The sequence below is a fragment of the Psychrobacter glacincola genome (genome assembly GCF_965118485.1).
Lineage (GTDB): Bacteria > Pseudomonadota > Gammaproteobacteria > Pseudomonadales > Moraxellaceae > Psychrobacter > Psychrobacter glacincola_D.
In genome coordinates this window covers 1-24,249 of the sequence record NZ_CBCPJH010000044.1, presented here as the reverse complement: position 1 = coordinate 24,249, position 24,249 = coordinate 1, and the positions used below count along the sequence as shown (strand labels likewise).

General features: G+C 41.3%; 18 protein-coding genes and 1 pseudogene. 14 read left to right on the top strand and 5 right to left on the bottom strand.

Annotation, left to right across the window (positions count from 1 at the left end; genetic code table 11):
• Positions 1 to 71 precede the first annotated feature (71 nt).
• The 3 genes and pseudogenes from ACMHKH_RS13130 to mmsB all read left to right on the top strand — a co-directional run.
• Entirely contained in the window at positions 72 to 854 is a 783-nt protein-coding gene (locus ACMHKH_RS13130) for an enoyl-CoA hydratase (RefSeq protein WP_413521089.1), read from the top strand.
• Between the two features lie 80 nt (positions 855 to 934).
• Positions 935 to 2,164 (top strand): enoyl-CoA hydratase/isomerase family protein, encoded by a 1,230-nt coding sequence (locus tag ACMHKH_RS13125; RefSeq protein WP_413521088.1) that lies wholly within the window; start codon positions 935 to 937, stop codon positions 2,162 to 2,164.
• A gap of 92 nt (positions 2,165 to 2,256) precedes the next feature.
• Positions 2,257 to 3,201: pseudogene (gene mmsB / locus ACMHKH_RS13120) on the top strand (3-hydroxyisobutyrate dehydrogenase); the annotation flags it as partial.
• A gap of 86 nt (positions 3,202 to 3,287) precedes the next feature.
• Here mmsB and ACMHKH_RS13115 read toward each other — a convergent pair.
• Entirely contained in the window at positions 3,288 to 4,046 is a 759-nt protein-coding gene (locus tag ACMHKH_RS13115) for an IclR family transcriptional regulator (protein WP_413521087.1), read from the bottom strand.
• Positions 4,047 to 4,686: 640 nt separating this feature from the next.
• Between ACMHKH_RS13115 and ACMHKH_RS13110 the strand changes: the two genes are divergently transcribed.
• Positions 4,687 to 5,568: a hypothetical protein gene (locus ACMHKH_RS13110; RefSeq protein WP_413521086.1), complete on the top strand. Its 882-nt coding sequence runs from the start codon at positions 4,687 to 4,689 to the stop codon at positions 5,566 to 5,568.
• Between the two features lie 101 nt (positions 5,569 to 5,669).
• Here ACMHKH_RS13110 and ACMHKH_RS13105 read toward each other — a convergent pair whose 3' ends face one another.
• Together ACMHKH_RS13105 and pal are read right to left on the bottom strand one after the other, a co-directional pair.
• Positions 5,670 to 6,377: a peptide transporter gene (locus tag ACMHKH_RS13105; protein WP_413521085.1), complete on the bottom strand. Its 708-nt coding sequence runs from the start codon at positions 6,375 to 6,377 to the stop codon at positions 5,670 to 5,672.
• Positions 6,378 to 6,495: 118 nt separating this feature from the next.
• Entirely contained in the window at positions 6,496 to 7,014 is a 519-nt protein-coding gene (pal, locus tag ACMHKH_RS13100; RefSeq protein WP_413521084.1) for a peptidoglycan-associated lipoprotein Pal, read from the bottom strand.
• A 431-nt stretch (positions 7,015 to 7,445) separates the two neighbouring features.
• On the opposite strand from pal, the gene pepN reads away from it, so the two are divergent.
• Positions 7,446 to 10,046, top strand: a complete 2,601-nt coding sequence (gene pepN, locus ACMHKH_RS13095) for an aminopeptidase N (RefSeq protein WP_413521091.1) — start codon at positions 7,446 to 7,448, stop codon at positions 10,044 to 10,046.
• Positions 10,047 to 10,189: 143 nt separating this feature from the next.
• On the opposite strand, the gene ACMHKH_RS13090 is transcribed toward pepN, so the two are convergent.
• A complete protein-coding gene (locus ACMHKH_RS13090) occupies positions 10,190 to 11,272 on the bottom strand; it encodes a 3-deoxy-7-phosphoheptulonate synthase (RefSeq protein WP_413521083.1) in 1,083 nt (360 codons plus the stop codon).
• Between the two features lie 365 nt (positions 11,273 to 11,637).
• Between ACMHKH_RS13090 and lpxB the strand changes: the two genes are divergently transcribed.
• Both lpxB and ACMHKH_RS13080 read left to right on the top strand, forming a co-directional pair.
• Positions 11,638 to 12,945, top strand: a complete 1,308-nt coding sequence (gene lpxB, locus ACMHKH_RS13085) for a lipid-A-disaccharide synthase (protein ID WP_413521082.1) — start codon at positions 11,638 to 11,640, stop codon at positions 12,943 to 12,945.
• 58 nt (positions 12,946 to 13,003) lie between these two features.
• On the top strand, positions 13,004 to 13,873 hold the full coding sequence (locus ACMHKH_RS13080) for a ribonuclease HII (protein WP_413521081.1): 870 nt from the start codon (positions 13,004 to 13,006) through the stop codon (positions 13,871 to 13,873).
• Positions 13,874 to 14,000: 127 nt separating this feature from the next.
• Here the strand turns inward: ACMHKH_RS13080 and ACMHKH_RS13075 are convergent, their stop codons facing one another.
• Positions 14,001 to 14,576, bottom strand: a complete 576-nt coding sequence (locus ACMHKH_RS13075; protein ID WP_413521090.1) for a DUF924 family protein — start codon at positions 14,574 to 14,576, stop codon at positions 14,001 to 14,003.
• A 179-nt stretch (positions 14,577 to 14,755) separates the two neighbouring features.
• Between ACMHKH_RS13075 and ACMHKH_RS13070 the strand changes: the two genes are divergently transcribed.
• The 7 genes from ACMHKH_RS13070 to ACMHKH_RS13040 all read left to right on the top strand — a co-directional run bounded on the left by ACMHKH_RS13070 (position 14,756) and on the right by ACMHKH_RS13040 (position 24,064).
• On the top strand, positions 14,756 to 15,994 hold the full coding sequence (locus ACMHKH_RS13070) for a carboxynorspermidine decarboxylase (protein ID WP_413521080.1): 1,239 nt from the start codon (positions 14,756 to 14,758) through the stop codon (positions 15,992 to 15,994).
• Positions 15,995 to 16,227: 233 nt separating this feature from the next.
• Complete coding sequence (locus tag ACMHKH_RS13065) at positions 16,228 to 17,502, top strand: saccharopine dehydrogenase family protein (RefSeq protein ID WP_413521079.1); 1,275 nt, start codon at positions 16,228 to 16,230, stop codon at positions 17,500 to 17,502.
• 144 nt (positions 17,503 to 17,646) lie between these two features.
• Positions 17,647 to 18,306, top strand: coding sequence for a hypothetical protein (locus ACMHKH_RS13060; RefSeq protein ID WP_413521078.1), 660 nt, complete (start codon positions 17,647 to 17,649; stop codon positions 18,304 to 18,306).
• 36 nt (positions 18,307 to 18,342) lie between these two features.
• Complete coding sequence (locus ACMHKH_RS13055; protein ID WP_413521077.1) at positions 18,343 to 19,122, top strand: hypothetical protein; 780 nt, start codon at positions 18,343 to 18,345, stop codon at positions 19,120 to 19,122.
• A gap of 130 nt (positions 19,123 to 19,252) precedes the next feature.
• Complete coding sequence (locus tag ACMHKH_RS13050; RefSeq protein WP_413521076.1) at positions 19,253 to 20,665, top strand: hypothetical protein; 1,413 nt, start codon at positions 19,253 to 19,255, stop codon at positions 20,663 to 20,665.
• Between the two features lie 272 nt (positions 20,666 to 20,937).
• Positions 20,938 to 23,217 (top strand): choline BCCT transporter BetT, encoded by a 2,280-nt coding sequence (betT, locus tag ACMHKH_RS13045; RefSeq protein WP_413521075.1) that lies wholly within the window; start codon positions 20,938 to 20,940, stop codon positions 23,215 to 23,217.
• A gap of 196 nt (positions 23,218 to 23,413) precedes the next feature.
• Positions 23,414 to 24,064, top strand: coding sequence for a hypothetical protein (locus ACMHKH_RS13040; protein ID WP_413521074.1), 651 nt, complete (start codon positions 23,414 to 23,416; stop codon positions 24,062 to 24,064).
• Positions 24,065 to 24,249 lie beyond the last annotated feature (185 nt).

The window sequence follows — 24,249 nt, the reverse complement described above, 5'->3', positions numbered from 1 at the left end:
TGAGTAAATAACTCGCCGATTCTAATTTATAAGTAAAGCAATTTTATAAAAAATTATAACAAGGATGTTTTATGACGGATTATATCAACTTAAAACTATCGATTGATGGTCATACTGCAACGCTAACCTTAAATAACCCACCTGCTCATACGTGGACGATGGAAAGTCTCAAGGCGCTTAAGCAGTTGATTGCTGATCTTAATGCTAACGATGAAGTTTATGCGTTAATCGTTCATGGCGATGGCGAAAAGTTCTTTTCAGCAGGGGCTGATTTAAATAATTTTGCCGATGGTGATAAAGGTCGCGCGATCAGTATGGCGATTGCGTTCGGTGAAGCGTTCGAAGCTTTATCTGCTTATCGCGGTGTTAGTATTGCCGTTATCAACGGCTATGCAATGGGCGGCGGTCTTGAATGTGCGTTAGCTTGTGATATTCGTATCGTAGAAGACCATGCCCAAATGGCTCTACCTGAGACAGGTGTTGGCTTGTTACCGTGTGCCGGTGGTACGCAAAATCTAACAGCTCTCGTCGGCGAAGGCTGGGCAAAGCGCATGATATTGTGCGGTGAGCGCGTCGATGCAGAGACAGCATTGCGAATTGGTTTGGTTGAAGAAGTCACTGCAAAAGATAGCGGTTTATTAGCAGCGCAAGCACTAGCGCAAAAAGTAGCTAAACAATCACCGGTTGCCGTCAGTTATTCCAAAGCGCTTATCCAAGCAGCAAGACATACACCGCCTGCGCAAAACCTTATCTATGAGCGTGAAGCCTTCGTTAAATTGTTCGATACTGAAGATCAGCGCGAAGGTGTACAGGCATTTTTAGAGAAGCGTAAGCCGGTTTGGCAAAATAAATAAACGATACTTAAGTTATTTTAGCCAGAAGTTAATTTAACTAAAATAATATTTTTTCACTTTTTCATTTGTAGGTCACTTTTATGACAGCAGCTATAGAAGGCACAGCAGACGCGCCAGTATTATTCAGCACCGAACCGACAGATTGTGGTCACCTTATTGGGATAATGACGTTAAATACACCAAAATCTCTTAATGCTTTAAGCGTTGAGATGTGTCAATTGTTATCACAGCAACTAGAGCTGTGGGAAAGTGATGTTCAAATAGTAGCGATTGTTTTAAAAGGCGCAGGTGACAAGGCGTTTTGTGCAGGCGGTGATATTCGCAGGTTATATGACAGTATGTCAGCAACAGCGCCTATGCCAAACCCTTATGCGACAGACTTTTTTGGTCATGAGTATAGTCTTTATCGACAAATGCACTTTTATTCCAAGCCCTTAATACTGTGGGGCGATGGCATTATCATGGGTGGCGGTATGGGGCTAATGGCAGGTTGTAGTCATCGACTGGTCACTGATCGCACTCGCTTTGCCATGCCTGAGATTACCATTGGCTTATTCCCTGACGCTTCTGGCAGTTGGTTCTTGCAGTGTATGCCAGCCAAAACTGGCTTATTTTTAGGGCTAACAGGTGCCATGTGTAACGGCAGCGATGCATTATTGACCAACTTAGCAGAATACGCCGTTGGAAGTCAGGATTATGATGCCATCATGCAGAGTCTGAAGCAAAGTAATTGGCAGATGGCAGTAGATACCGATAAAAAAGAAAATAACGATAGCGCCCATAGTATCGTGAGTCGGGCATTGGCGGCGCAGCCTGTTGCTGAATTGCCTGCTAGTAAGCTTGCGCAGCATTGGCGAGCTATCCAGCAGCTAATGAACAGCGGCGGTTTGGCTGATATTGATGTGGTATTACAAAGTGATGAGGCGCTCGCACAGCTTGATGCAGATTTTGCTGCGGACAGTTGGACACAGCGAGCTGTAACAACCTATCGACATGGTTGCTCAGTGACTGCAGCGTTAACCTATGCGCTATATCATAAAGTGACCGATTTATCGCTAGAGCAAGTTTTGTATCTAGAAACTAATGTCGCCGTACATTGTGCCGCTAATCCTGACTTTAAAGAAGGTGTGCGAGCATTATTAATTGATAAAGATCGTAATCCGCAGTGGTCGCGTACCTTAGCTGAGTGTTTAAGCGCAGAGGGACAAGATTATATCCAGCAGCACTTTACCAGTCCTTATGCTAAAGGCGAACATCCTCTAGATGATTGGCTGAGCGCTGCCGCATTGGGTAATCAAGCCGTTCGCTAACAATATATTTAGTACTTTATTTAAAACAGCTTAATTAGATTAAATAAAATCTAAAAAAGAAAAATGAATGACATAATCAATCATCAAGGAGTGATGAGATGGGTACAAAGGATATAAATACCACCAATACGGATAAGCTGCATATCGCCTTTATCGGACTTGGTAATATGGGCGCGCCGATGGCAGAAAACTTGCTAAAAGCAGGTTATACGCTATCGGTATATGACTTATCGGCAGAGGCAACTGCGCGTTTGCAACAAGCGGGTGCTAGTGTAGCTGATAGCCCTAAAGCCGCTGCCCAAAACGCCCAAGTGGTTATCAGCATGTTGCCCGCTGGCAAGCATGTCCATTCTGTCTATTTAGGAGAAGGTAGCCCTAACGGTCTACTTGCAGAGCTACCAAAAGGTACTTTGGTGATAGATAGCAGTACGATAGCTGCCGCTGATGCTAGAAAGGTAGCAGAAGCCGCTACTAAGCTTGGTATCGACTTTTTAGATGCACCAGTTTCTGGCGGTACAGGCGGTGCTATCGCTGGTACGCTAACCTTTATCGTTGGTGGAGAGGATAAAGCCTTTGCTAAAGCCGAGCCGATATTGGCTGTGATGGGCAAAAATATCTTTCATGCAGGCGATCACGGTGCAGGGCAAGTGGCGAAAATCTGTAATAACATGCTGCTTGGGATTTTGATGGCAGGAACGGCAGAAGCGATTAATCTGGGCGTCAAAAACGGTCTCGACCCAAAAGTGTTATCAGATATTATGCTGCAAAGCTCAGGTCGTAACTGGACGCTAGAGGTCTATAATCCGTATCCGCAAGTAATGGAAAATGTCCCATCGAGCAATGGCTATCAAGGCGGATTTATGAGTAAGCTGATGCAAAAGGATCTTAACCTTGCTATGCAGACTGCCCAAGATACCAAAATAGAAACACCTATGGGTGCTAAAGTTACTGAGCTTTATGAAGCGCATACCGTAGAGAATGGCGATAGAGATTTTTCTAGTATTATGGCGCGGTACGACAGCTCTGTATTATCTTAAACTATCTAATCTAACAATAAAAAAGGTCTGCATTATAATAATAGTGCAGACCTTTTTTTAGTTATTTCTGGCTTATATGAAAGCTTTTAACTTGGCAGCTCATAGACCAAAGACTGAATATCTTGCGCCGCTTTTTGTAGTCGTGGCACATGAGCTAATAGATCATCTAAAGAGACTCGTATGGTTGGTGCGTGCAGATACAGCGAAGCAAGATAGCGTGACTTCCTATCTCGTATCGGTATGGCAATAGCGACCATCTCAGAGATAAACTCTTCGTTATCGACACCGATACCAGTATCAGCGATACGATCAAGCTCAGCATTTAAAGCGTCTATATCGGTGATGGTGTTTTTGGTAAATTTATCCAATGATAAGTTTTTCAGCATCTTATCGCGACTTGCACGCGGTAACTGGCTTAAATACAGCTTGCCAGTAGCCGTACACCACATCGGTGATTTTGCACCCACGGGCAAATAAATCTGAATCGGCAAAGTCGTCTGTGCGCGATTGGTATAGATCATATTCATCTGATAAGGAACACCGATACCGCAGGTCTCTTTTAGATCATCGACCAGCTTTTGCAAAATCATTTGCCGCTCATTAAAGAACAGCCGCTGCTGCCAAAGCTCAACACCCAAATTACGTACCCGTTTGCCCGGTATGATACCGCCGCCAATATCGACGGTCACAAACCCTTCATCGACCAGATTTTGAATCAATCGATGTATGGTTGGCTTTGGAATATCAAGCTCTTGTGATAGCTCAAGTGGCGAAATCGGTTTTGAGGCATAAGACACCACCTCAATAATCTCTAGCACACGGGTAATCGACGATACTTTAGGCATATAAATGACTCAGTAAGAATAAATAAAATAGATAGCCACAGCGTAATGGATATAATCGCCATTATAAAATAGAGCACAACAATCAAGGCAATAAGGCTAAAAATGAATAAGTATAAAGGCATACAGCAATTGGCTTACTGACTCTAATTTAGCACAATATAGTCCTTACACAAGCATATATATCATTATATAGCAGCGCCTTTATATTGCGTGGATTTTTGTCAAAACTATCTGAGAGTTATTTAGATTTTTGAGTAATATTGGATACATTCAGTCACAAAGTACAACAATCTGTAGTAATTAACCTTATAACTGTTATTGCGTTATTCCTCAAGATGCTTCATCATGCAGACATATTTTGTAATACCTTTACATGAGCGTTAAGCATATTCATATTCATGTTTAGGCTGCGCAGTAGCTTTAAGAGTATTGTGTAACAATAAGGCGAAGTTTTGCGGTTTGGTGTAGTAATTATTACAATATCTATGCAATCTTTACATAACGGTAAATAAAAAGTGCATCTTTAGGGGTGACTTTTTGAGCCAAAATTGTTTTAATCCTCGCATCAAAAATGATTGTTTAATAAGTTAGATTTTCATTTTTTTATGGGCGTGTTATTTCATACTTTAGGAGAGTAATTATGAAACTTATTCAATTAACAGCAATCACTGCTGCCGTTTTAGCCTCAACTGCTGCATTAGCTGCTGATCCAATTATCGTTGTTGACGGTGATGAGGCTGTTGTATACGAAGCTGAGCCAGTGGCTGTAGCTTATGAAGTTCAACCAGCTTATGCATACAATGCTGATGCTGGTGTAGTACGTAATACTACTGGCGCTGTGGTTGGTGGTACTAAGACTTTCTTCCAGACCGTTACTCATCCAGCAGCGATCAGTGCTGAAGTTGGTAGCTTAGGTTATGGCGCTAACATCGGTTGGGCATTGAATGACAAAACTGAACTACAAGCCGGTTGGGCAGGTGGCGATGTTGCTGATTTATTCGGCGGCGATTTTGATGCAAACGACGTAAACTACGAAGTTGATTCTGACTTTAGTAACCCGTACCTAGGCGTACAATTACGTCCTATGGCAAACTGGTTCACTATGGGTGCTGGTATCATCGTTCCTGACAATAGCTTTGATGTAACTGCTAATCCTAATGGTGGCGTTTATAAAGTTAATGGTGTGAAATATAATGCTGATGACGTAGGTGTTCTTAAAGGCAGTATGGATCATCGCAACAAGCTAGCACCTTATGCAACTATTGGTTTCCGTCCTAACATCACTAATAACTTTGGTTTGTTTGGCGAAATCGGTGCTGCATACATGGGTCAAACTGACGCTAATGTTACTGCAAGTAAGTCTGGTCCAGTACGTGTAGAAGATGGTGTCAATCCTGGTGGTACTGTTGTACCAGGGCTAACTCCTGGCCAAGTTGCTAATCTAGCTAAAAATGAGCTTGAAGATAAAGACTGGTTAGAGTGGTTACCAATTGTTAAAGTTGGTGCAACTTACCGCTTCTAATTTAATGACAGTTTAGATACTGTTGTTAAAAGAAGTATAAGTAAAAAACGACCCTTTTTAGGGTCGTTTTTTTTGTATTTAAAATAGTGTTTTATATGTTTTTAATAAACGATAATAGTCTGCTGCGAGTGAATAGCAGCAATACGATAATCACTATTAACATCATTAATCGTTAGTAAAGGCAGATTTTCTATAGGTTGCTTGATTAAGTTAGGAATAATATCGGAGTAATCTATGCCCAAACCTTGAGCAAGGGTATATTGATGTATCTTTATAAAACTCTCTTTGATTTGCCAAAGATATTTGATAATAGTGTTACGCTCTGTGAGTGACATGACTTGTAAGATAGTTAATTCTTTTGGATGATAAAAACGCTGAGCTACCTGCCATTTCACTGTATTGAGTTCGATATCGATACCCGAGGCATGTTTACTATTAATAATAACCGCAACTTTGATGTAAGGTATATCAGTATTTTCTCTATCGTTTTGTATACGAATAGCATTTTTACTGTGGCCACTAGTATGGCTAAAACATACATAATATTGACTATCAATCAGTCGATAAGGGAAACCTGACTCGTCTAGACTATCACTGATAGTAAGTTTTTTGAGCAATGCTTGTAATAAAAGTCGCACGCCCATACGTTGCAGCTGACGTTGGTTATAAGCGATTTGAGGGACTGATAAATGGGTGTCGGTTTGTTGATTATGGCAAGAATGAGCACGCACTTGAGCAGTCGCACACCATGTCATCGTCACGGGGTCGAGTTCGGTATAGTGAATATCATCTAGCGTTAAGTTTTGCATAGGTTGTATATTGTCGAAGTTTATATTTAGTTAATAAATCATTTGTTTTTGAATAATAAAAAGCCCAGTAAAATATTTACTGGGCTTTTCGATGCTTGCGTTATCTTATATCATATGATTAGTAAGACAATTCAGCACGGCGGTTTTGAGCATAAGCATCTTCGTTGGTACCAGCAGCAGCAGGACGTTCTTCGCCATAGCTGATGACACGGATGTTATTTGCTGCAACGCCTTGTGCTGCAAGATAATCACGTGCTGCTTGGGCACGGCGCTCACCTAATGCAATGTTGTATTCACGGCTACCGCGCTCATCAGTATGACCAGCAACAACCACAGCCGCATTTGGGTTAGATTTTAATAGACCTGCATGTTGGTTTAAAACGCCAGCAGATTGTGAGGTGATTTCACTGCTATCAAAGGCAAAGTAAACAACCGCTTGGATGTTTTCAGCGCCAGTAATAACAGCGTTTGAGTTGTCGACGATAACCGCGCCATTGTAGCCAACTTGACCACCTGGAATACCCAGTGGAGCGACGACGACTTCAGAAGTAGCACGCTTGGTAGCACAACCTGAGGCTAAAACAACGGCGCTTGATAATACAGCGAGGGCAGCGATTTTTGAAAAACTGGTTGACATAATAAGCTCCAAAAAATTTCATTCATTGAATTTGTTGTTGTAAACTGCTTACGATAAAACTTAGGCAATTGCTATCTATCATATACTAAATGTTACTTTATGTAAGTACTATTACTGTAAATAATTCTTGAATTTACAAATAGATATAATCCATATTATTTAAAACTTCTCTTTTTTGTATAGAGGCTATATCTAGATGAATAGTATAGTGCTCTCTTATTTTAATTAACCGTCACCCTTGAAATTTGGCGGTTTAGGTCAATGTAGCTTAAATTAAGGTGTTTTATATTAATACCTTTTGCTTCAATGTATACAATAATTATTATCCATCTGATTTGCTTTAAATGCCGTTATAAATATAACCATCATAAAAACTAATAGGAATTTATATGTCTACCGCTGAAACCGCTGCCCAAATTATTAATCCTGAAATGCCTGATGTTCCGTTACATGAGCCTAGCAAGATTAACTTAGCAGATTATGAAAAGCCAAGCTTCGATGTTGAAACGGTTGATTTAGATATCAAGTTATTTGAAGACCATGCACAAGTCGACAGTGTGTTAAAAATGGTGCGTCAAAGCGCAGGAGATATCGTTTTATTTGGTGAGGATTTAGAACTGCTTGCTATTACGATGAATGATGAATTGTTGAATAGTGATCGTTATCAGCAGTCAGCAGGTAAATTAACCATTACTGATGCTCCTGACGAGGTAACATTGGCGCTTCAAGTACGTATCTGCCCACAGACCAATACCGCGCTAGAAGGGTTTTATATGGCGGGTAGTGGCGACGATACCATGTTTGTCACCCAGTGTGAACCGGAAGGCTTTCGTAAAATTACTTTTTATCCAGACCGTCCTGATGTGCTCGCAATATTTACCACCCGTCTTGAAGCTGAGAAGCGTTATCCAACACTATTGGCCAATGGTAATTTGGTTGAAGCAGGTGAGGTAGTTGACTCGCCAAACCGCCATTATGCGATTTGGCATGATCCGACTAATAAGCCAAGCTATCTATTTGCCTGCGTGGTTGCCGATTTAGACGTATTGTCGGATAGCTATACAACTAGCGAAGGTCGCAATGTATTACTTGAAGTATATGCAAAGTCAGCTGATATAGATAAGTGTGATGTTGCTATGCAGGCACTTAAAGATTCAATGCAATGGGATGAAGTCAATTACGGCCGTGCCTATGACTTAGATCGTTATATGATTGTTGCGGTCAGTCAATTCAATATGGGTGCGATGGAAAATAAGGGGTTGAATATCTTTAATACTGCTTGCGTGTTATCTAGTCCTGAAACCACCACGGATAGCCGTAGCTTTAGCGTAAAAGCCATTATCGCCCATGAGTATTTCCATAACTGGACGGGTAATCGTATCACTTGCCGTGATTGGTTTCAGTTATGTTTAAAAGAAGGCTTTACCGTCTACCGTGATCAGTCGTTTTCAGCGGATCAGCAGTCAAGCGCGGTGCAGCGTATCGATGATGTCGCCACTTTACGCGCGCATCAGTTTGCAGAGGATGCAGGACCACTGGCGCACCCTGTACGTCCTGAGAGTTTTGTAGAGATTAATAACTTTTATACCACCACTGTCTATGAAAAAGGTGCTGAAATTGTACGTATGATTGCTAATATTCTCGGACCAGATGACTTTCGTAAAGGGACGGATGAGTATTTCCGTCGCTATGATGGTCAAGCAGTGACCGTTGAAGATTTCTTATCTGCGCTCAGTATTACTAACAGTAAAGTGGAAGACTTTATCGATTGGTATCGCCAGCCGGGTACGCCAGTAGTATCTGGTCATCAAAGCTATGATAGTGCTGCGAAAATATTAACAATTACGTTGAGTCAGCAGACGCGTCACGTGAGCGGCTTTGATGCACCAAAACCGTTGCCGATTCCAGTTGCGACCGCTTTATTTGATAAAGAAAGCGGCAAAATTATCACTGAGCGTATGCTATTGTTGGATAAAGCGGAGCAAACCTTTACATTTGAAAATGTAACTAGCGAGTTGGTGGTATCCTTGCTACGTGATTTTAGTGCGCCCGTGCAGCTGAATTATGATTATAAAGATGAAGATTTGGCATTTTTACTCAAATATGAAACCAACGGCTTTAATCGCTGGCAAGTTACGCAGATGCTGGTTAACCGTATCTTATTGCAAACACAAAATTTGAAAAGCAGCCCAGATGTTTATCTAGCTGCATTGGCACAGACATTACCAATGCTTGCAAGTGAAGATGCGATGCTAGCAGCACGTTTGCTTGATATTCCATCTGCTCAAGAGCTAGCTGCTGCTATTTCTAAAGATTATGACCCAGAAGTGGTCAAAGCGCAGCGTGAAAGCTTGTATCAACAGTTGGCACATACTCTAAAAGATCAATGGGAGGCGCTATATAAGCAGCTACCTTTACAGCCTTATGTTGATAGCGCTGAAGCACGTGGCAAACGCGCGCTACGTAACGTGGTGCTTGATATGGCATTGACCGCCAACGTGGAAGGCGCTGAAGAGTGGGCGCAGCAGCAGTATGATAATGCCAGTTGTATGACTGAGCGCTTTGGGGCGCTAAAAACTATGGTCAATCATCAAGTAGCGAACGCTGATGAATATTTGGCAGACTTTTATAATCGTTTCCAAGCGGATGATTTGGTGATTGATTTATGGTTCAGTGTACAAGCGTCTGCTGACAACGTCAATGCTGATGTGATCAAATCATTATTAGCGCATGCAGATTTTGATTGGAATACCCCAAATCGCGTGCGTTCAGTGATTAGTGCCTTTACCTCGCAGCCAACTGCATTATGGACGCAAGCAGGCTTGGATATCTACACAGACGTGATTAAAAAGCTAGATGATACCAACCCGATGATAGCTTCGCGCTTATTGCAGGTATTGGCACGCTGGAATACGTTGGCTGAGCCGCGCCGTCAAATGGCACATGATCATCTAATTGATTTACAAAAGCAGGTTTCTTCTAAACACGTGCATGAGAGCCTAACGAGTGTATTGGGTGCAGCGAAAGAGTAGAGCTCAATTAGTGGTTCTATTATTCTAAAACCATAAGCTCATAATTAAAAACCCCCATTTGACAGTTGACTGTCAAATGGGGGTTTTATCATTTGCTAAATGCGCATTAATTTATACGAATAGCCGTTAATCGTTAATAGCTATTAACGATTAGGCAAGATATCTTTGATAGCATCACGCAGATTGTGCATCGCTTCTACGGTACTTTCCCAATCTAGGCAACCATCAGTAATCGACATACCGTATTCGAGTGCATCTAAATCAGCAGTGAGCTCTTGGCGTCCGCCTTTTAGATGGCTTTCAATCATCATTCCAATGATAGATTTATTACCGTTTCTTATTTGATCGGCGACGTTTTGGATTACCATCGGTTGTAAGTAAGGATCTTTACCTGAGTTAGCATGACTTGAGTCAATCATAATCTTGCCACTGGTTTTGCCTTTGGCAAGGGCATCTTCTACTTGAGCAACGGCCGTTTCATCATAGTTAGGCTTGCCATTGCCACCGCGTAATACTACGTGGGCGTAAGGGTTACCTTTAGATTTAATAATAGAGACCTTACCATCTGATGACAGACCTAAGAAGCTATGACCGGCTTTTACCGCTTGCATAGCATTAACCGCAACAGTCATGCCGCCATCAGTGCCATTTTTAAAGCCAACTGGACATGATAAGCCTGAGCTCATCTCGCGGTGCGTTTGGCTTTCAGTAGTACGCGCGCCAATCGCAGACCAGCTGATTAAGTCTTGCATGTACTGCGGCGTATTTGGATCAAGGGCTTCGGTGGCGCAAGGCAACCCTTTTTCATTAAGATCAAGCAATAGCTTACGAGCGGTACGCAGACCTTTTTCGATATCAAAGCTGTCATTCATATCAGGGTCATTAATCATACCTTTCCAGCCGACAGTCGTACGCGGCTTCTCAAAGTAAACACGCATCACGACAAATACACTGTCTTCAATCTCTTTTGCCAATACGGCTAAGCGATCGGCATATTCATGGGCGGCTTTGATGTCGTGAATAGAGCAAGGACCAATGACCACGAATATACGTTTGTCTTTTCCATCCAAAATATTTTGAATGGTAGTACGACCATTTAGAACAGTTTTATAGGCTTCGGTTGATAAAGGAAGTTCAGTTTTTAGCTCATCGGGTGTGATTAAAGGAATAAATTTTTCAATATTCACGTCGTCAATTTCTGCATTATGGGTAGCGGTTGTTGTCATGATTATATATCGTCTAGCTAATTTATAGGGACTTTCATTATGCGGACAAAAGTACCGGTTGACAAGGGCAGTCGAGCAGTTAATTGACTGATAACTGGAATGCTGAGGCGAAAACTTCGTTATACTTGGTGATTGTAGATAATATAAAGTAGCATTAATGACGCTGGATTTTGTTGAGTAATTTCGCTATTTTTAGCATCGTCACGTATGATGACAAGATAAATGCCTAAATTTGGAAATAATAAATACTGTTAATCGTTAGAGTGAGCATCTGATGCTTGATGACTTCACGCTATATTTTATAATATCTAAATTCTATTTTTTGTACGACTTTTACTGAAACACTTTACTATTAAGAGCTTGTCATGATCGATACTGTTACGCCTCAAACTGATTTAACTGCGCCATTTGATACCAATAACAAATTGGCTACTATAGAGCGTAAGCCACTCGTTATCGGCATCGTCGCGGGTGAGGTATCAGGAGACAGTTTAGGCGCAGACTTTATGCAGCAGATGAACAATCTACGTGATGACATCATTTGGGTTGGGGTTGGCGGCAGCAAAATGCAGGCGCAGGGGCTTAAAAGTATTTTTCCATTATCGCGCCTAGCAGTGATGGGGCTGGTGGAAGTAATGGGGCAACTGCCTGATTTACTTAAGGCGCGCCGTGAGTTGCTCGCTGCTTTTAAAACAGCGGATATTGACTGGTTTATTGGCATTGATGCCCCAGATTTTAATCTGCGAGTATCTAAGAAATTAAAGCCGCAAGGCATATTCTGCGTACAGTATGTCAGCCCATCTATTTGGGCATGGCGTGAGTCGCGTATTCATAATATTAAAGCGGCGACTGATTTGGTGTTGTGTCTGTTTCCGTTTGAGCTGCCTGTTTACGAGCGTTATAAACATCCAGCGATATGCGTTGGGCATCCGCTGATGCATACTATTGATCAGACGCTGCTAGACAGGCCAATCAATCAGCGCCGTAGTGAGCTGGTTTGGCGCAATGATGGTCTCCAACAGTTTTTTATCGAACGCTTTGATGAAGTCAGCCAGCTTATTTGTGTGATGCCGGGCTCACGCCGCGGTGAGATAACGGCGATTTTGCCCTTGATGCTCGATGGTATCCAAAAGCTGCTTTTATTAGACCCAAAGCTCTGTTTTATTATTCCAACGGTTGATCAAAATCATCAATATATCGTCCAAGATGTTATTGATCAGCGCTCAGAACAACTACGAGCGGCTATCGTCGTGGTCTATGATGATAGTCAGCCAACCTTTAGTCAGCAGGCAATGGCGGCATCAGATATTGTGATGTTAGCATCAGGCACTGCAACGCTTGAGGCGATGCTGCTTGAGCGTCCGATGGTGGTCGTTTATCAGCTTAATCAGCTGACCTATCAGATTGCCAAGCGTCTGGTCAAAGTACCTTATGTAGGCTTGCCAAATATCTTAGCAAACACAGCGATTGTACCCGAGCTGATTCAAGATCAAGCAAGCGGTGATAATATATGCCGTACCGTCATGCGTCTTTTACAGCCACGCGCTTATGCTGAGCAATTGCAAGCGCTGATTGATACCAAGTATCTCTTGCAGCAGCAAAGTAATCATGAACCTGCCAATAGCGTGATTGAACAATGGCATATCCAGAGTAATCAATCAAACAGGCTGTAGGTTTATCAAGCTAATTTACCTCATCTCATAATCTCTTACACATAAGACCGTAAAATAAATGAATACAATGCTACAGACAGAAAACCATGTTTTAGAAATTGAACGCAGTATTGAGCAGATTGATATCAAAGGACAATATATTAATCTAGCATCTCCCATCCATGTATCTGGTCAACTTAATATTACTGAATTACTTGCTCAGTATTCTGAAGATATTGCAAAGAGCCATACGGGCTTAACATTCCAGATCGGTGTTGATGAAGCAGGGCGTGGACCATTATTAGGCAGTGTCAATGTCGCTGCGGCGCTATTGCCGCGTGCTTGGACAGGACTGATTGAGGAGCAGCCACTAAAAGATACCCCTTTGTCGATACTGACCGACTCCAAGCAGTTGAGTGAAAAAAAGCGTGATATACTTTATCCTTTGGTTCAACAATATGCGATTGGTTATGTCATTGCTGATATTCCGGCCGCCGTTATTGATCAGGTAAATATCTTACAAGCTACCATGCTCGGTATGCGTTTATGTACCGAAGTGCTATTAGAAAGCATTGCTTATCATCTAAGTGACATGATGAAAAACGCCCATCAGCTAGCTATTGAAGTTCTATTCGACGGTAATCGCTGTCCTGAACTGAATTATTCAAGCCTTGCGCGGTTAGGAATAAAAGAAACAATGATTGATTGCCAAGCGTGGGTCAAGGGCGATGCGCGACATACCAGTATTGCCGCTGCCAGTATTTTGGCAAAAGTTAGCCGTGACAAAACCATGTACGCGCTTGATGCTGAACATCCTGAATATGGCATTGCCAAACATAAAGGCTACCCAACACGCGCTCATATGGAAGCAATCGATAAATATGGCGTATTAGCAGCGCACAGACGCAGCTTTGCGCCGGTTAGAAAGGCACTAGAAAGCGAATGTTAAGGCATTAATAAAAAATTAAAGAATCAAATAAATATGGTAGATACATAAAGGGTAAGTCTTTTATAAATAGCCTAAGTAATATAAGGAGTATTTTTTAAATCAATAAAAAGGCTTATTAGCGACCTAATTAAAACGATGAATTCGGCTGCTGCAAAAAATCCAGCTCTTCAGCAGTAGATTCTCGACTTAACGCCGCATTCCGATGCGGATAACGCCCAAACTGCTCGATGATTTCTTTATGCTGCTGTGCAAATTCTAAAGTAACTTTGTCATCGAGTTTTTCAAACAGCGGTAGATAGCGCTCATGAATCGCAGTCGATTCAGAGTGCATAAATGGCATAATGATAAATTTGCGCCATACCATCGGTAACGTATCAAAATACGGCTTTTGAATCGCTTCTTGAGCTAACACTAATGCCATACCATCTTGCGCAAATGCACACGGTTGATTGCGACATAAATTGCGTGAAAACTGGTCTAATATGATAATCTCTGCCAAGCGTCCAGCCAAAGCGGTGATTGAGCTATTGCAGTCAGTCGGCGCTTCTGCAATGCGCCAAGTCGCATATTCACCTTGTTTCGCCGCTTGCCAAATCTTGCCAAACCGCTCTCTTATTTGCTGATCAAACTCCATATTTTCATCAAACCAATAGCGCTCATTTTCCTTGTCAAACCAAAACGTTAACACCGTCCGTGCATCCACATTTAGATGGCTCAAGTCGATATGGTTTGAATCCAATAATGGCACATTGGCTTGGTTTTTTGCAGTAGAATAATCGGTTGAAAGTGACATGAGATATTCTAATTATGATGAATTTAGTCTACTATAGCGCAAATATTTATGTCTGTCATGATACGAGCAGCCGCTATTAGGTAACCCTTATGAATACAAAAAATTCGCTACAAAATACCCAGTCATCATTGCCATCAACCCCATATTACTTGCTTGATGAAGCCGCAATCGTCGCCAATATGCAGATTATTGCACGACTGTGCGAGTTGTCTGGTGCAAAGGCACTGCTTGCGCTGAAATGTTTTGCCACATGGGGCGTGTTCGATATTATGCAGCCTTATCTACATGGTACGACATCATCTTCGCTCAATGAAGTTAGGCTTGGCTATGAGACTTTTGGTAAAGGTAAGAACAGTGACAATAAAAAAGAAACCCATGCTTATAGCGTCGCCTATAGCGCGGAAGAAATTCCTGAAGTATTAAAGTATGCCGATAAGATTATCTTTAATTCTATCTCGCAGCTAAATGCCTTTAAAGACCAAGCCAAAGCACAAAACATTCCAGTAGGGCTGCGATTAAATCCGAAAACCAGCAATTCATCATTTATTATTGCCGATCCAGCACGTCCTTTTAGTCGTCTTGGTGAGCATGATAGAGAAAAAATCGAAGCAGTTCTCACGGATATCACTGGGGTTATGATTCATAACAACTGTGAAAATGATAGCTTTGAAGCGTTTAGTGAGAGCTTGGCAGATATTGAAGCTAGATTCGGTGATATTTTGGTAGAGCTTGAATGGGTAAGCTTAGGCGGTGGCATTCATTTTATCGCGCCTGATTATCCGCTTGGAAAACTTGCCGAGCGTTTAAAGACTTTTAGTGAAAAGTATGGTGTACAAATCTATCTTGAGCCGGGCGAGGCAAGTATTCACGGTGCTGGCACGTTAGTCTCGACTGTGTTAGATGTTTTGCATAATGAGAAAAATCTCGCTGTAGTAGATTCATCCATTGAAGCGCATATGCTTGATTTGCTGATTTACCGTGAGTCAGCGCCGATAGTCGCGGTTAATAGTGATTTAATGAATATTGTGCCTCTTAATATTGACCCGACTAATATTGCACCTATAAGCGAAAATGTTGCAGCAGCTGATAATACGATTATCTATGGTCGCTCGTGTTTAGCAGGTGATATTTTTGGTGAATATAAATTGCCAAATAAATTGAAAGTAGGTGATACCATTGCGTTTGGCAATGCCGCCGGTTATACCATGGTGAAGAAGAACTGGTTTAATGGCGTCAATATGCCAGCGATTGTTATTCGTCGTCTTGATGGCAGTATCGATGTACAGCGCGAGTTTGATTATCAAGATTACAAGGCTAGCTTGTCTTAATTTTGGCGTTAAGGTTTTAGTCTATAAAACTTGTTTTTATCTTAATGATTAATTTTTGCCGAAAAGGTGGCGAAAATTGTTATAATTGTCACGGGCAAAATAAGCATCTTTACCCGACGGGTGCGTGGGTTTTCCTCGGTCTTCCTTTTTAATTCACGCATATCATTCACTCGTTTCTGTTTTGACTCGCCATCAACTATGGTATCGACAGGGACACAAAGGAGGATTGTTCATTGAACACAAACCAACAAGCTAAACCTAGCAAAAAAGACGTATTAATCATCGGTGCAGGTGGCGTGGCTCAAGTAGTCGCGCATAAATGTGCAATGCATAATGACGTCCTTGGCGAGATTCATATTGCCTCGCGTACGCAAGATAAGTGCGATGCTATCGCTCAAAGTGTCGTGGAAAAAGGCAGCTTTAAGCAGCCTGCTACTTTGCATACGCACCAAATCGATGCCCTCGATATTCCAGCGCTGATAGCCTTGATTAAACAAACAGGCATTCAAATCGTCATCAACGTTGGCTCGCCATTCCTTAATATGAGCGTGTTAGAAGCTTGTATCGAGACTGGCGTCGCTTATATCGATACGGCGATTCATGAAGACCCACGCAAGATTTGTGAGACCCCGCCATGGTATGACAACTATGAGTGGAAGCGTAAACAGCGCTGCGCGGATAATAATATTACCGCTATCTTAGGCGCAGGATTCGATCCCGGTATGGTCAATGCCTATGCGCGTCTTGGCTATGACATGATGGATAAGGGCTCAGTGACCGATATTGATATTATTGATATTAATGCTGGCAGCCACGGTAAATACTTCGCGACTAACTTTGATCCTGAAATTAATTTCCGTGAATTCACTGGTACGGTTTATTCTTGGCAAGACAGCAAGTGGCAGTCAAATAAGATGTTCGAAGTCAAACGTACGGATGATTTACCAGTCGTTGGCATGCAAAACAGCTATCTAAGTGGTCATGACGAAATTCATTCATTATCAGCCAACTTAGACGTACCAAATATCCGTTTTTGGATGGGCTTTGGTGAGCATTACATTAATGTCTTTACCGTGCTGCAAAGCTTGGGCTTATTGTCAGAGCAGCCGGTAACGACTGCTGAAGGTCTTGAAGTTATTCCTTTAAAAGTGGTCAAAGCGGTACTGCCTGATCCAAGTTCGCTTGCGCCAAACTATACTGGCAAAACCTGTATTGGTGACAAGGTTAAAGGTAAAAAAGACGGCGTCGATACTGAGGTATTTATCTATAATATCTCCGACCATAAAGAGGCTTATGAAGCCATGGGTAGCCAAGGTATCTCTTATACCGCGGGCGTACCACCGGTTGCTGCTGCTATGTTAGTTGCTACTGGCGAGTGGGATGCTGGTAAAATGATCAACGTTGAAGAACTCGATGCCAAGCCATTTATCAATCTGTTGAATAAGATTGGCTTGCCAACTCGTATTCAAGATGCGGATGGTGATAGAGCGCTTGAATTTGATATCTAAATTTTTACGTTAGCTTTTACTGTTCGTTAAATAAAAAGCATCCTATTGAGTCAAACTCGATAGGATGCTTTTTTTATCGCTGCTTGTATCATAAAAGCAAGTATCATAAAACTAATAATTATAAATGACATAAGGAAAATCGCTGTGTCTTTAGAAAAGTATAAAGTCTTTAATTTGATTGAAGATGTGACAGAGTTAAGAGTATTACTTATTCTAGAATCGCCTTATATCAATGAATACATCCATCAGCATCCAGCGGCAGGAGAGTCGGCGCTTGAGCTGACTCAGTTTTTGATAGCACAAGGTTACCTGAAGAGTTTTGATGCACAATTACCGATAGGATGTAATATAAAAAAACAACATTACAAGCCACTTGGCATTTTAAATTGTTCTACTTTACCGATGAATAAAGCATTTTATCCTTGTGCTTTAAACAATGCAGACTTATTGCAAGTGAACCAGTTGGCAGCTATTAAACAGTATTTTGTACAAAGTAGTTTAAATAAAGGTGATGAAGAACCGCAGACTACAGCAAATAAAATTTTAGAAAACGATTTTTTAAATAATCTGATTTTTAGAGATTTTAAATTTCGATTAACTCAAGTACTTGAGCAAGCGCCATCCGATGTTCTCATCGTACCTTGTGGCGATACGGCTACTGGTTTCATAAATGCATTCAAAGCCATTTATAATAAATCGTTGATAGTTTTAGATGGTTTGCCGCATCCAACTGAGCCAGATTGGGCGGAGAAAATAACCAATATTAATTTGACTGATCGAATTGCGCCTAAGCTATTGCCTTAGTCGTAATAGCAGTTTATATAAAGGACGACCGCTTCCATGAGCATTGAGGAGAAAAAACCTACAGAGTCTCCACAGGTTACTGTAGATGCTGTTAGAGAATGGCTGATTCAAACCACGCGGCTTTTTACTAAGTTCGCTTTTATACTTCTTATTCTAGGTAGCGCCTTACTATTAAGTTTTGCGCTGCATTTGCCGCCTTATGTGTTTTATAGTCTTGTCCTGCTAATCGTTGCTGTTTTATTTATCATGCTCATTATGGTGTCGATTAAAAATATCGTTTATCTCTATTTAAAGACCAGTATTTGGGGGCAAATCGTTATTTATTTACTGGTCGCCTTAATCAGTGCGCGCGCCTATCTTTATGCAATTGGTGAGATTAATCGCGTATTCTTGGTAGACCCTAGTAATTTAGCGCTGACGACTAGCGTGTTGACGGGTATTGTTTTCTTTAAATACGCCATCATGGCATTACTTGGCAGCTACCTAATTGCTATCGGCTTATATTTTTATATAAAAAAGGAAGATAAACTCTCGATAAATAATAGCCAGCCTTTGGGTAAAAAAATACTATCAGGCATCGCTTTCGTATTTATTATGGGCATAAGCTTAGTTGCTGCTAGCAATATCTCAAAATATAGCGATGCGCTGATTCAAACCTTTGCGTTAAAAATAGATTTCTATAGCCATTACACGTGTACAGGAGAGGATTTTCAAGATATCGAAGGCGTATTATTCTTATCAGCCAGTGATATTTTAGTCGCAAAAAAGGTTGGCTCAATGGCGTGGGAATTTAAAAAGGTGAAGTGCGAGCCGTGATAGTTCGCTCTTACTCTTTTAACTATACTTTGATATGGTGAATTTACCTATTTGACTGTCAATAGCTTATATTACTTGAATGCTTACTGACTGATCTGCAACTGCTCTATGCTTGCTAAAGGATATTATTATGATAACTCGAACTTTACTCCTGATACCTATAATGATATTGGCAGCTTGCAGCTCTGATACTGTAAACTCTGCTGACAATACTGTTAATCCATTAAGCAGTCCACAAGATAATACTAATGCTCACCAGAGTTTGGAGCCAGAGGGCAAATATAGTAAAGTCTCTAATAACGAAAGAAAAAAGATAGCTCATTCTAATAATACTTACTATAAGAGCAAGGCGAACGTTGTTCATATCCCAGGCTCTAAGCAAGTTAAAATCAATATTGATGATTCATTAATTATTATTAATCTTATAAGTAATGATGGGTCATATCTAATATTTAAAAACAGTAATGATTATCTTAATAAATTTGCTGAAATTGGTTTTAATTACACCTATGACACTGATCTTGAAGATGCTATAAAGCGAATTAAAGTATTCAAAAGCCCTGATTCAGAGCAAGGGATACTGATTCTTCCAGAGGGCACTGAAGAATATCCTACCTACACCATATCGCCCTTTGATAGCACAGGTATTAAGCATTCCTATACTGCTGAAATCCAATCATTTGACTGTGATAACTTCGATACTATCATTTTAGGCGCTGCCACTCTAAACGATAACGTTGCCCAATCAGTTTCAATAAGCCAAAAAGGCAAACCCTGCAAAGTGAATATATCTGACAGTAAAGTAATTGGAAGTATTAAGCCAGCTAAGCAGGGGAATAAGTTTAAAAAATCGCAACAGTTTATGTCTAATGAGCTTACTCAGACTTATAGCAGCAACTTATATCAATTTTATAATTTCGATGTAAACGCTGATGGGATTAAAGACAAAATTATTACCCATAAGAATAATAAAGATAATGTTCACCAAGGTGACGATTTGTTTATTTACTTAGGAACTTTAGATAACAAGTATAAGCTCAGTTTAGAAACTAATAACTTCACTGACGAAGCGGGATGGTTTCTAAATGACATTACGCCTCGCTCTGATTATTCAGGATTTATATTAACGACCTACTTTGCTGATCGAGGACACTCTGAGCAGTCATTTTATTTTGGACTACAAAACGATAAGTGGTTAATAACAAAATATGTATCAGCAGGCACCCTTATCACAGGAGTGCCGTATTACTGTATAGAAAATCATAGCTCTGATATATCAAATGTCAGCTATGGCGAATCAAGTGAGTATTCTGAAGCAGCATTTGAAAAAAATTGTCCGCCACTAGTGAGTCGTTATAAAGTCACTGCAAATAAAGCTGAGATACTTGACCAAAATTTCAAACCGCAAATACCCTCTAATTATTATGTAAAAGGCGATGTCATTGAGGCAGTTGCTCAAAATGAGGATTGGATAAAAGTAAGCTACAAACAAGACCGTAAATATGGCTGGGTAGATAAAGGTAGCCTTAAAGCATTACGCTAGCCAGTCAAACTAGCCGTATATAAACGCTGTCTGAAAACTTCAATTTACTAGCCGGATTTTTTAATTTAGCGCATCGTAAACCTTTAATCGCTAAAATTTATTCCTCATTTATCAATAGCTTCTGAATCTTTTAGCCCAAGCACACCTAACGGCTGCCTAAAATTCTGCAAAGCAAATTATGTTACTATTCGGCTAATATTTTTCTCAAAATACAAAACTATCTAAAAGTAGATCTATTTATTCGTTACCAGTAGCACGCAAGGAATACAACCATGACCATCGACCCATCAGACGACAAACTCTCTGAAGTGTCTAAGCCAAGTAATCCAAACCAGCCAAACGAGCAGAGCCAACAAGCGCAAACGCCATTTGAACGTAGTCAATTTGGTGGCTCGCAGCGTCAGCCGAAGCATCACCTCGATGATGATGCGCCTATATCGCGCAGTGACCTGAAAAAAGGGGCACAAGAGCTATCGAAAAATTCTGTCGCTCATATTAACTGGAGCGTGTTAATTATCTCATCACTGGTGATTGCTGGCTTTTCAATATGGGCAATCGTGATGCCAGTGGGTGCCAGCACAACCATGAAAACAGTCGTTGATTGGATTGCGACAAATCTTGGTTGGTATTACGTCATTACTATGGTGATGGTTATAGGGTTTGTATTATGGGTGGCACTCTCTAAAGCAGGTAGCGTACGCCTTGGACCGGATGATTCGCGTCCGCAGTATAAGCTTGGCACGTGGGTTGCGATGTTATTTGCCGCAGGGGTCGGTATCGATTTGCTGTTTTTTTCGGTGACGGGTCCTGTGGTGCAGTATTTAACACCACCATCAGGTGATGGGGCAACTGCTGATGCGATGCAAAATGCGGTTGTTTGGACGATGTTCCATTACGGTATTGCGGGCTGGGCGGTATATGCGTTACTGGGTATGGCGATGGGTTACTTTGCCTATCGTTGGGATATGCCGTTGTCGATTAGGGCGGCGCTCTATCCGCTGTTTGGTAAACGCGTCAATGGTCCTATCGGTCATGGTATCAGTATTTTAGCCTTGGTTGGTACAGTGTTCGGTGTCGCTACTACCATGGGTATCGGTGTGGTATTGCTAAACGTTGGCTTCTCAAAAATTTTTGGATTAGAGGAAGGTCTTACGCTACAGATTGCATTAGTTATCGGTGCAGTGATCCTAACGATAGCAGCAACCACTTCAGGCGTTGACCGTGGTATTCGCTGGATATCCGAGCTCAATCTATGGAGTGCGGTGGCGATGATGGCGTTTATTCTCATCGCTGGACAAACGGCATTTTTGTTAAATGCATTAGTCGAAAACTTAGGTCAATTCTTTGTCACCTTACCTGCGCGTATGTTTAAAACGTTTGCTTATGTACCGGGCAGTAGCGAATGGATGGGTGGTTGGACACTGTTCTTTTGGGCGTTTTGGCTGGCATGGGGACCGTTCGTTGGCGTGTTCCTTGCGCGTATTTCGCGTGGTCGTACGTTACGTGAGTTCGTTATCGCAGCGATTACTGTACCGGTATTATGTGACTTTATTATCGTCTCCTTCTTTGGTAACTCAGCCCTGTATGAAGTCTTACAAGGTAACACCGCCTTTGCTGAATTGGCAGTTAAAAGCCCAGAGCGCGGTTGGTACGCACTTTTAGAGATGTTCCCCGGAGCGCCTTATTTAGTCATATTGGCGACGTTCTCAGGTTTGCTGTTTTATATTACCAGTGCCAACTCAGGTGCTATGGTGATGTCGAATTTCTCTGCTTCTATTCCCGATCCTTCAAAAGATGGTCCGAAATGGCTACGTATATTTTGGGCGGTATTGACGGCAGTATTGACCATATCGATGCTGATAGCGGGTGGGGTGATAACGATGGAGTATGCGACGCTTATTTTTGCACTGCCAGTGACCGTTATTGTTTATTTAGTAATGTTCTCTTTTTACAAAGCACTAAAAATCGAGCAGGCTGAACGCGAAGGCAAAGTGCTGCGTCGTCCATCTATCGCACCAAGTGGTGGTCATATACCAGAGCGTTCATGGACACAACGGCTTGGACAAATGCTGACTTATCCATCCAAGCGCGAGTCTATAAGGTTTCTTGAGCGTACTGTTCGCCCAGCACTTGACGATGTTGCCAATGAGTTCCGTCGTCAAGGCTATGACGTTGAGCGTATCAATGCCGACCATGAAAGTAATGCGGCAGATACGACTAATTTTGTTGGCAATACTAACATTATCGCTGCATCGGGGCCGTTATTACGTCTGTCAACGACTGCTATGGCTGACTTTTATTATCAAGTGTCTATGGTTGAGACGCCAGCGCCTACCTTTAGTGGCAAAATGGCATCTGACAGCGATGTTTATTATCGCCTTGAAGTGACGACACAAACAGGTTCAGGTGGTTATGATTTGATGGGGCTAACTAAGCAGCAAGTGATTGATGATGTGCTTGAGCAATACCAAGCCTATCTGACTTTCTTGACGGCTCCTGCGGAAACTGATGTAGATTTGACTGCAGCGACGCCAATAGTGGGTAAGAGCTAATATAAGAATCTACTTAATTGTATCTATAATATAACAGAAGTGTGTTAAATATTAAGTAGTGTTATTATAGCGAACTACCTACTAAAGTAGCTTTTTTAAGTGGTTGGCAATAATTTCTTGTTATATTCATTATCTCTAACACCACTCAACCCTGAGTGTAACCACCACTAACGCAATTGAAACACAGGACTTATTTATGAAAAAATTACTATTGGCTGGCGTTGTTATGATGGCAATCTCTGCACCTACATTCGCTGCTGATTATAGCGGTCTGGCATCACCTAGCTCTTTAGGTAAAAGTGTTGCTAGCCTAAACAAGCAGTACAAAGTCGGTCTAAAGTATGATAAGGATTACCAAGGTTATAAAAATAGCGAGACTGCCGCGTGCGATCTTTATGTAGAGACAGATAGTAAACAGTTGGTTAAAAGTATTTATATCTCAGATAAAAATGATTGTAAATACACAGCTAAGTCGAACGTTACCTTTAACAGCACCAGCACGACCATTAAAGACCTACTTAATCAAGTTAAAATCAGTGAAGTGCAATTTAACCCAGGTTGTTTCAACTGCCCATCACGTATTGAAATTGGTGACAACTTAGTCATTAATCGCGCTGCTGATAAGTATTACACCGAGTTTGAAATTTCAGGTAATAGTGAATACAACGATTTCATCATTAAAAAGACATATGGTAGCAAGCACTCAGAAGCCAATGATTTTGAGCTAAGGGATGAGCTTGATCAAAAAGATGAAAAGTTCTTTAATCGTCAAGATTTTAAACTTGCTGCAATTAAGACCACTGATATGAAAAGCGTGCCGTGGAATTATAAGATCGTTGCTAAATAATTATTAATTTGCACTAAAATGTAGAACGTAGCCAAGTTAGACTAAATGCCGTCCACTAGGGTGGCTTTTTTATATCTTGTTAATTGTGGTCGCTGACATGATATGTAGGAACGAGCAGTAATGTCTTTTACTAGTCAAAATTTATTAGTCTCAAAGTGCACTTTTCGTTTTCTTTAAGATATTAG

Excerpts from the sequence above, each read along its gene's own strand:
- ACMHKH_RS13130 (WP_413521089.1), top strand. The coding sequence starts at position 72 with ATGACGGATTATATCAACTTAAAACTATCGATTGATGGTCATACTGCA.
- ACMHKH_RS13125 (WP_413521088.1), top strand. The coding sequence starts at position 935 with ATGACAGCAGCTATAGAAGGCACAGCAGACGCGCCAGTATTATTCAGC.
- ACMHKH_RS13080 (WP_413521081.1), top strand. The coding sequence starts at position 13,004 with ATGAATACAATGCTACAGACAGAAAACCATGTTTTAGAAATTGAACGC.
- pal (WP_413521084.1), bottom strand. The coding sequence starts at position 7,014 with ATGTCAACCAGTTTTTCAAAAATCGCTGCCCTCGCTGTATTATCAAGC.
- pepN (WP_413521091.1), top strand. The coding sequence starts at position 7,446 with ATGCCTGATGTTCCGTTACATGAGCCTAGCAAGATTAACTTAGCAGAT.
- lpxB (WP_413521082.1), top strand. The coding sequence starts at position 11,638 with ATGATCGATACTGTTACGCCTCAAACTGATTTAACTGCGCCATTTGAT.
- ACMHKH_RS13105 (WP_413521085.1), bottom strand. The coding sequence starts at position 6,377 with ATGCAAAACTTAACGCTAGATGATATTCACTATACCGAACTCGACCCC.
- ACMHKH_RS13050 (WP_413521076.1), top strand. The coding sequence starts at position 19,253 with ATGATAACTCGAACTTTACTCCTGATACCTATAATGATATTGGCAGCT.
- ACMHKH_RS13090 (WP_413521083.1), bottom strand. The coding sequence starts at position 11,272 with ATGACAACAACCGCTACCCATAATGCAGAAATTGACGACGTGAATATT.
- betT (WP_413521075.1), top strand. The coding sequence starts at position 20,938 with ATGACCATCGACCCATCAGACGACAAACTCTCTGAAGTGTCTAAGCCA.
- ACMHKH_RS13115 (WP_413521087.1), bottom strand. The coding sequence starts at position 4,046 with ATGCCTAAAGTATCGTCGATTACCCGTGTGCTAGAGATTATTGAGGTG.
- ACMHKH_RS13040 (WP_413521074.1), top strand. The coding sequence starts at position 23,414 with ATGAAAAAATTACTATTGGCTGGCGTTGTTATGATGGCAATCTCTGCA.
- ACMHKH_RS13070 (WP_413521080.1), top strand. The coding sequence starts at position 14,756 with ATGAATACAAAAAATTCGCTACAAAATACCCAGTCATCATTGCCATCA.
- ACMHKH_RS13055 (WP_413521077.1), top strand. The coding sequence starts at position 18,343 with ATGAGCATTGAGGAGAAAAAACCTACAGAGTCTCCACAGGTTACTGTA.
- ACMHKH_RS13110 (WP_413521086.1), top strand. The coding sequence starts at position 4,687 with ATGAAACTTATTCAATTAACAGCAATCACTGCTGCCGTTTTAGCCTCA.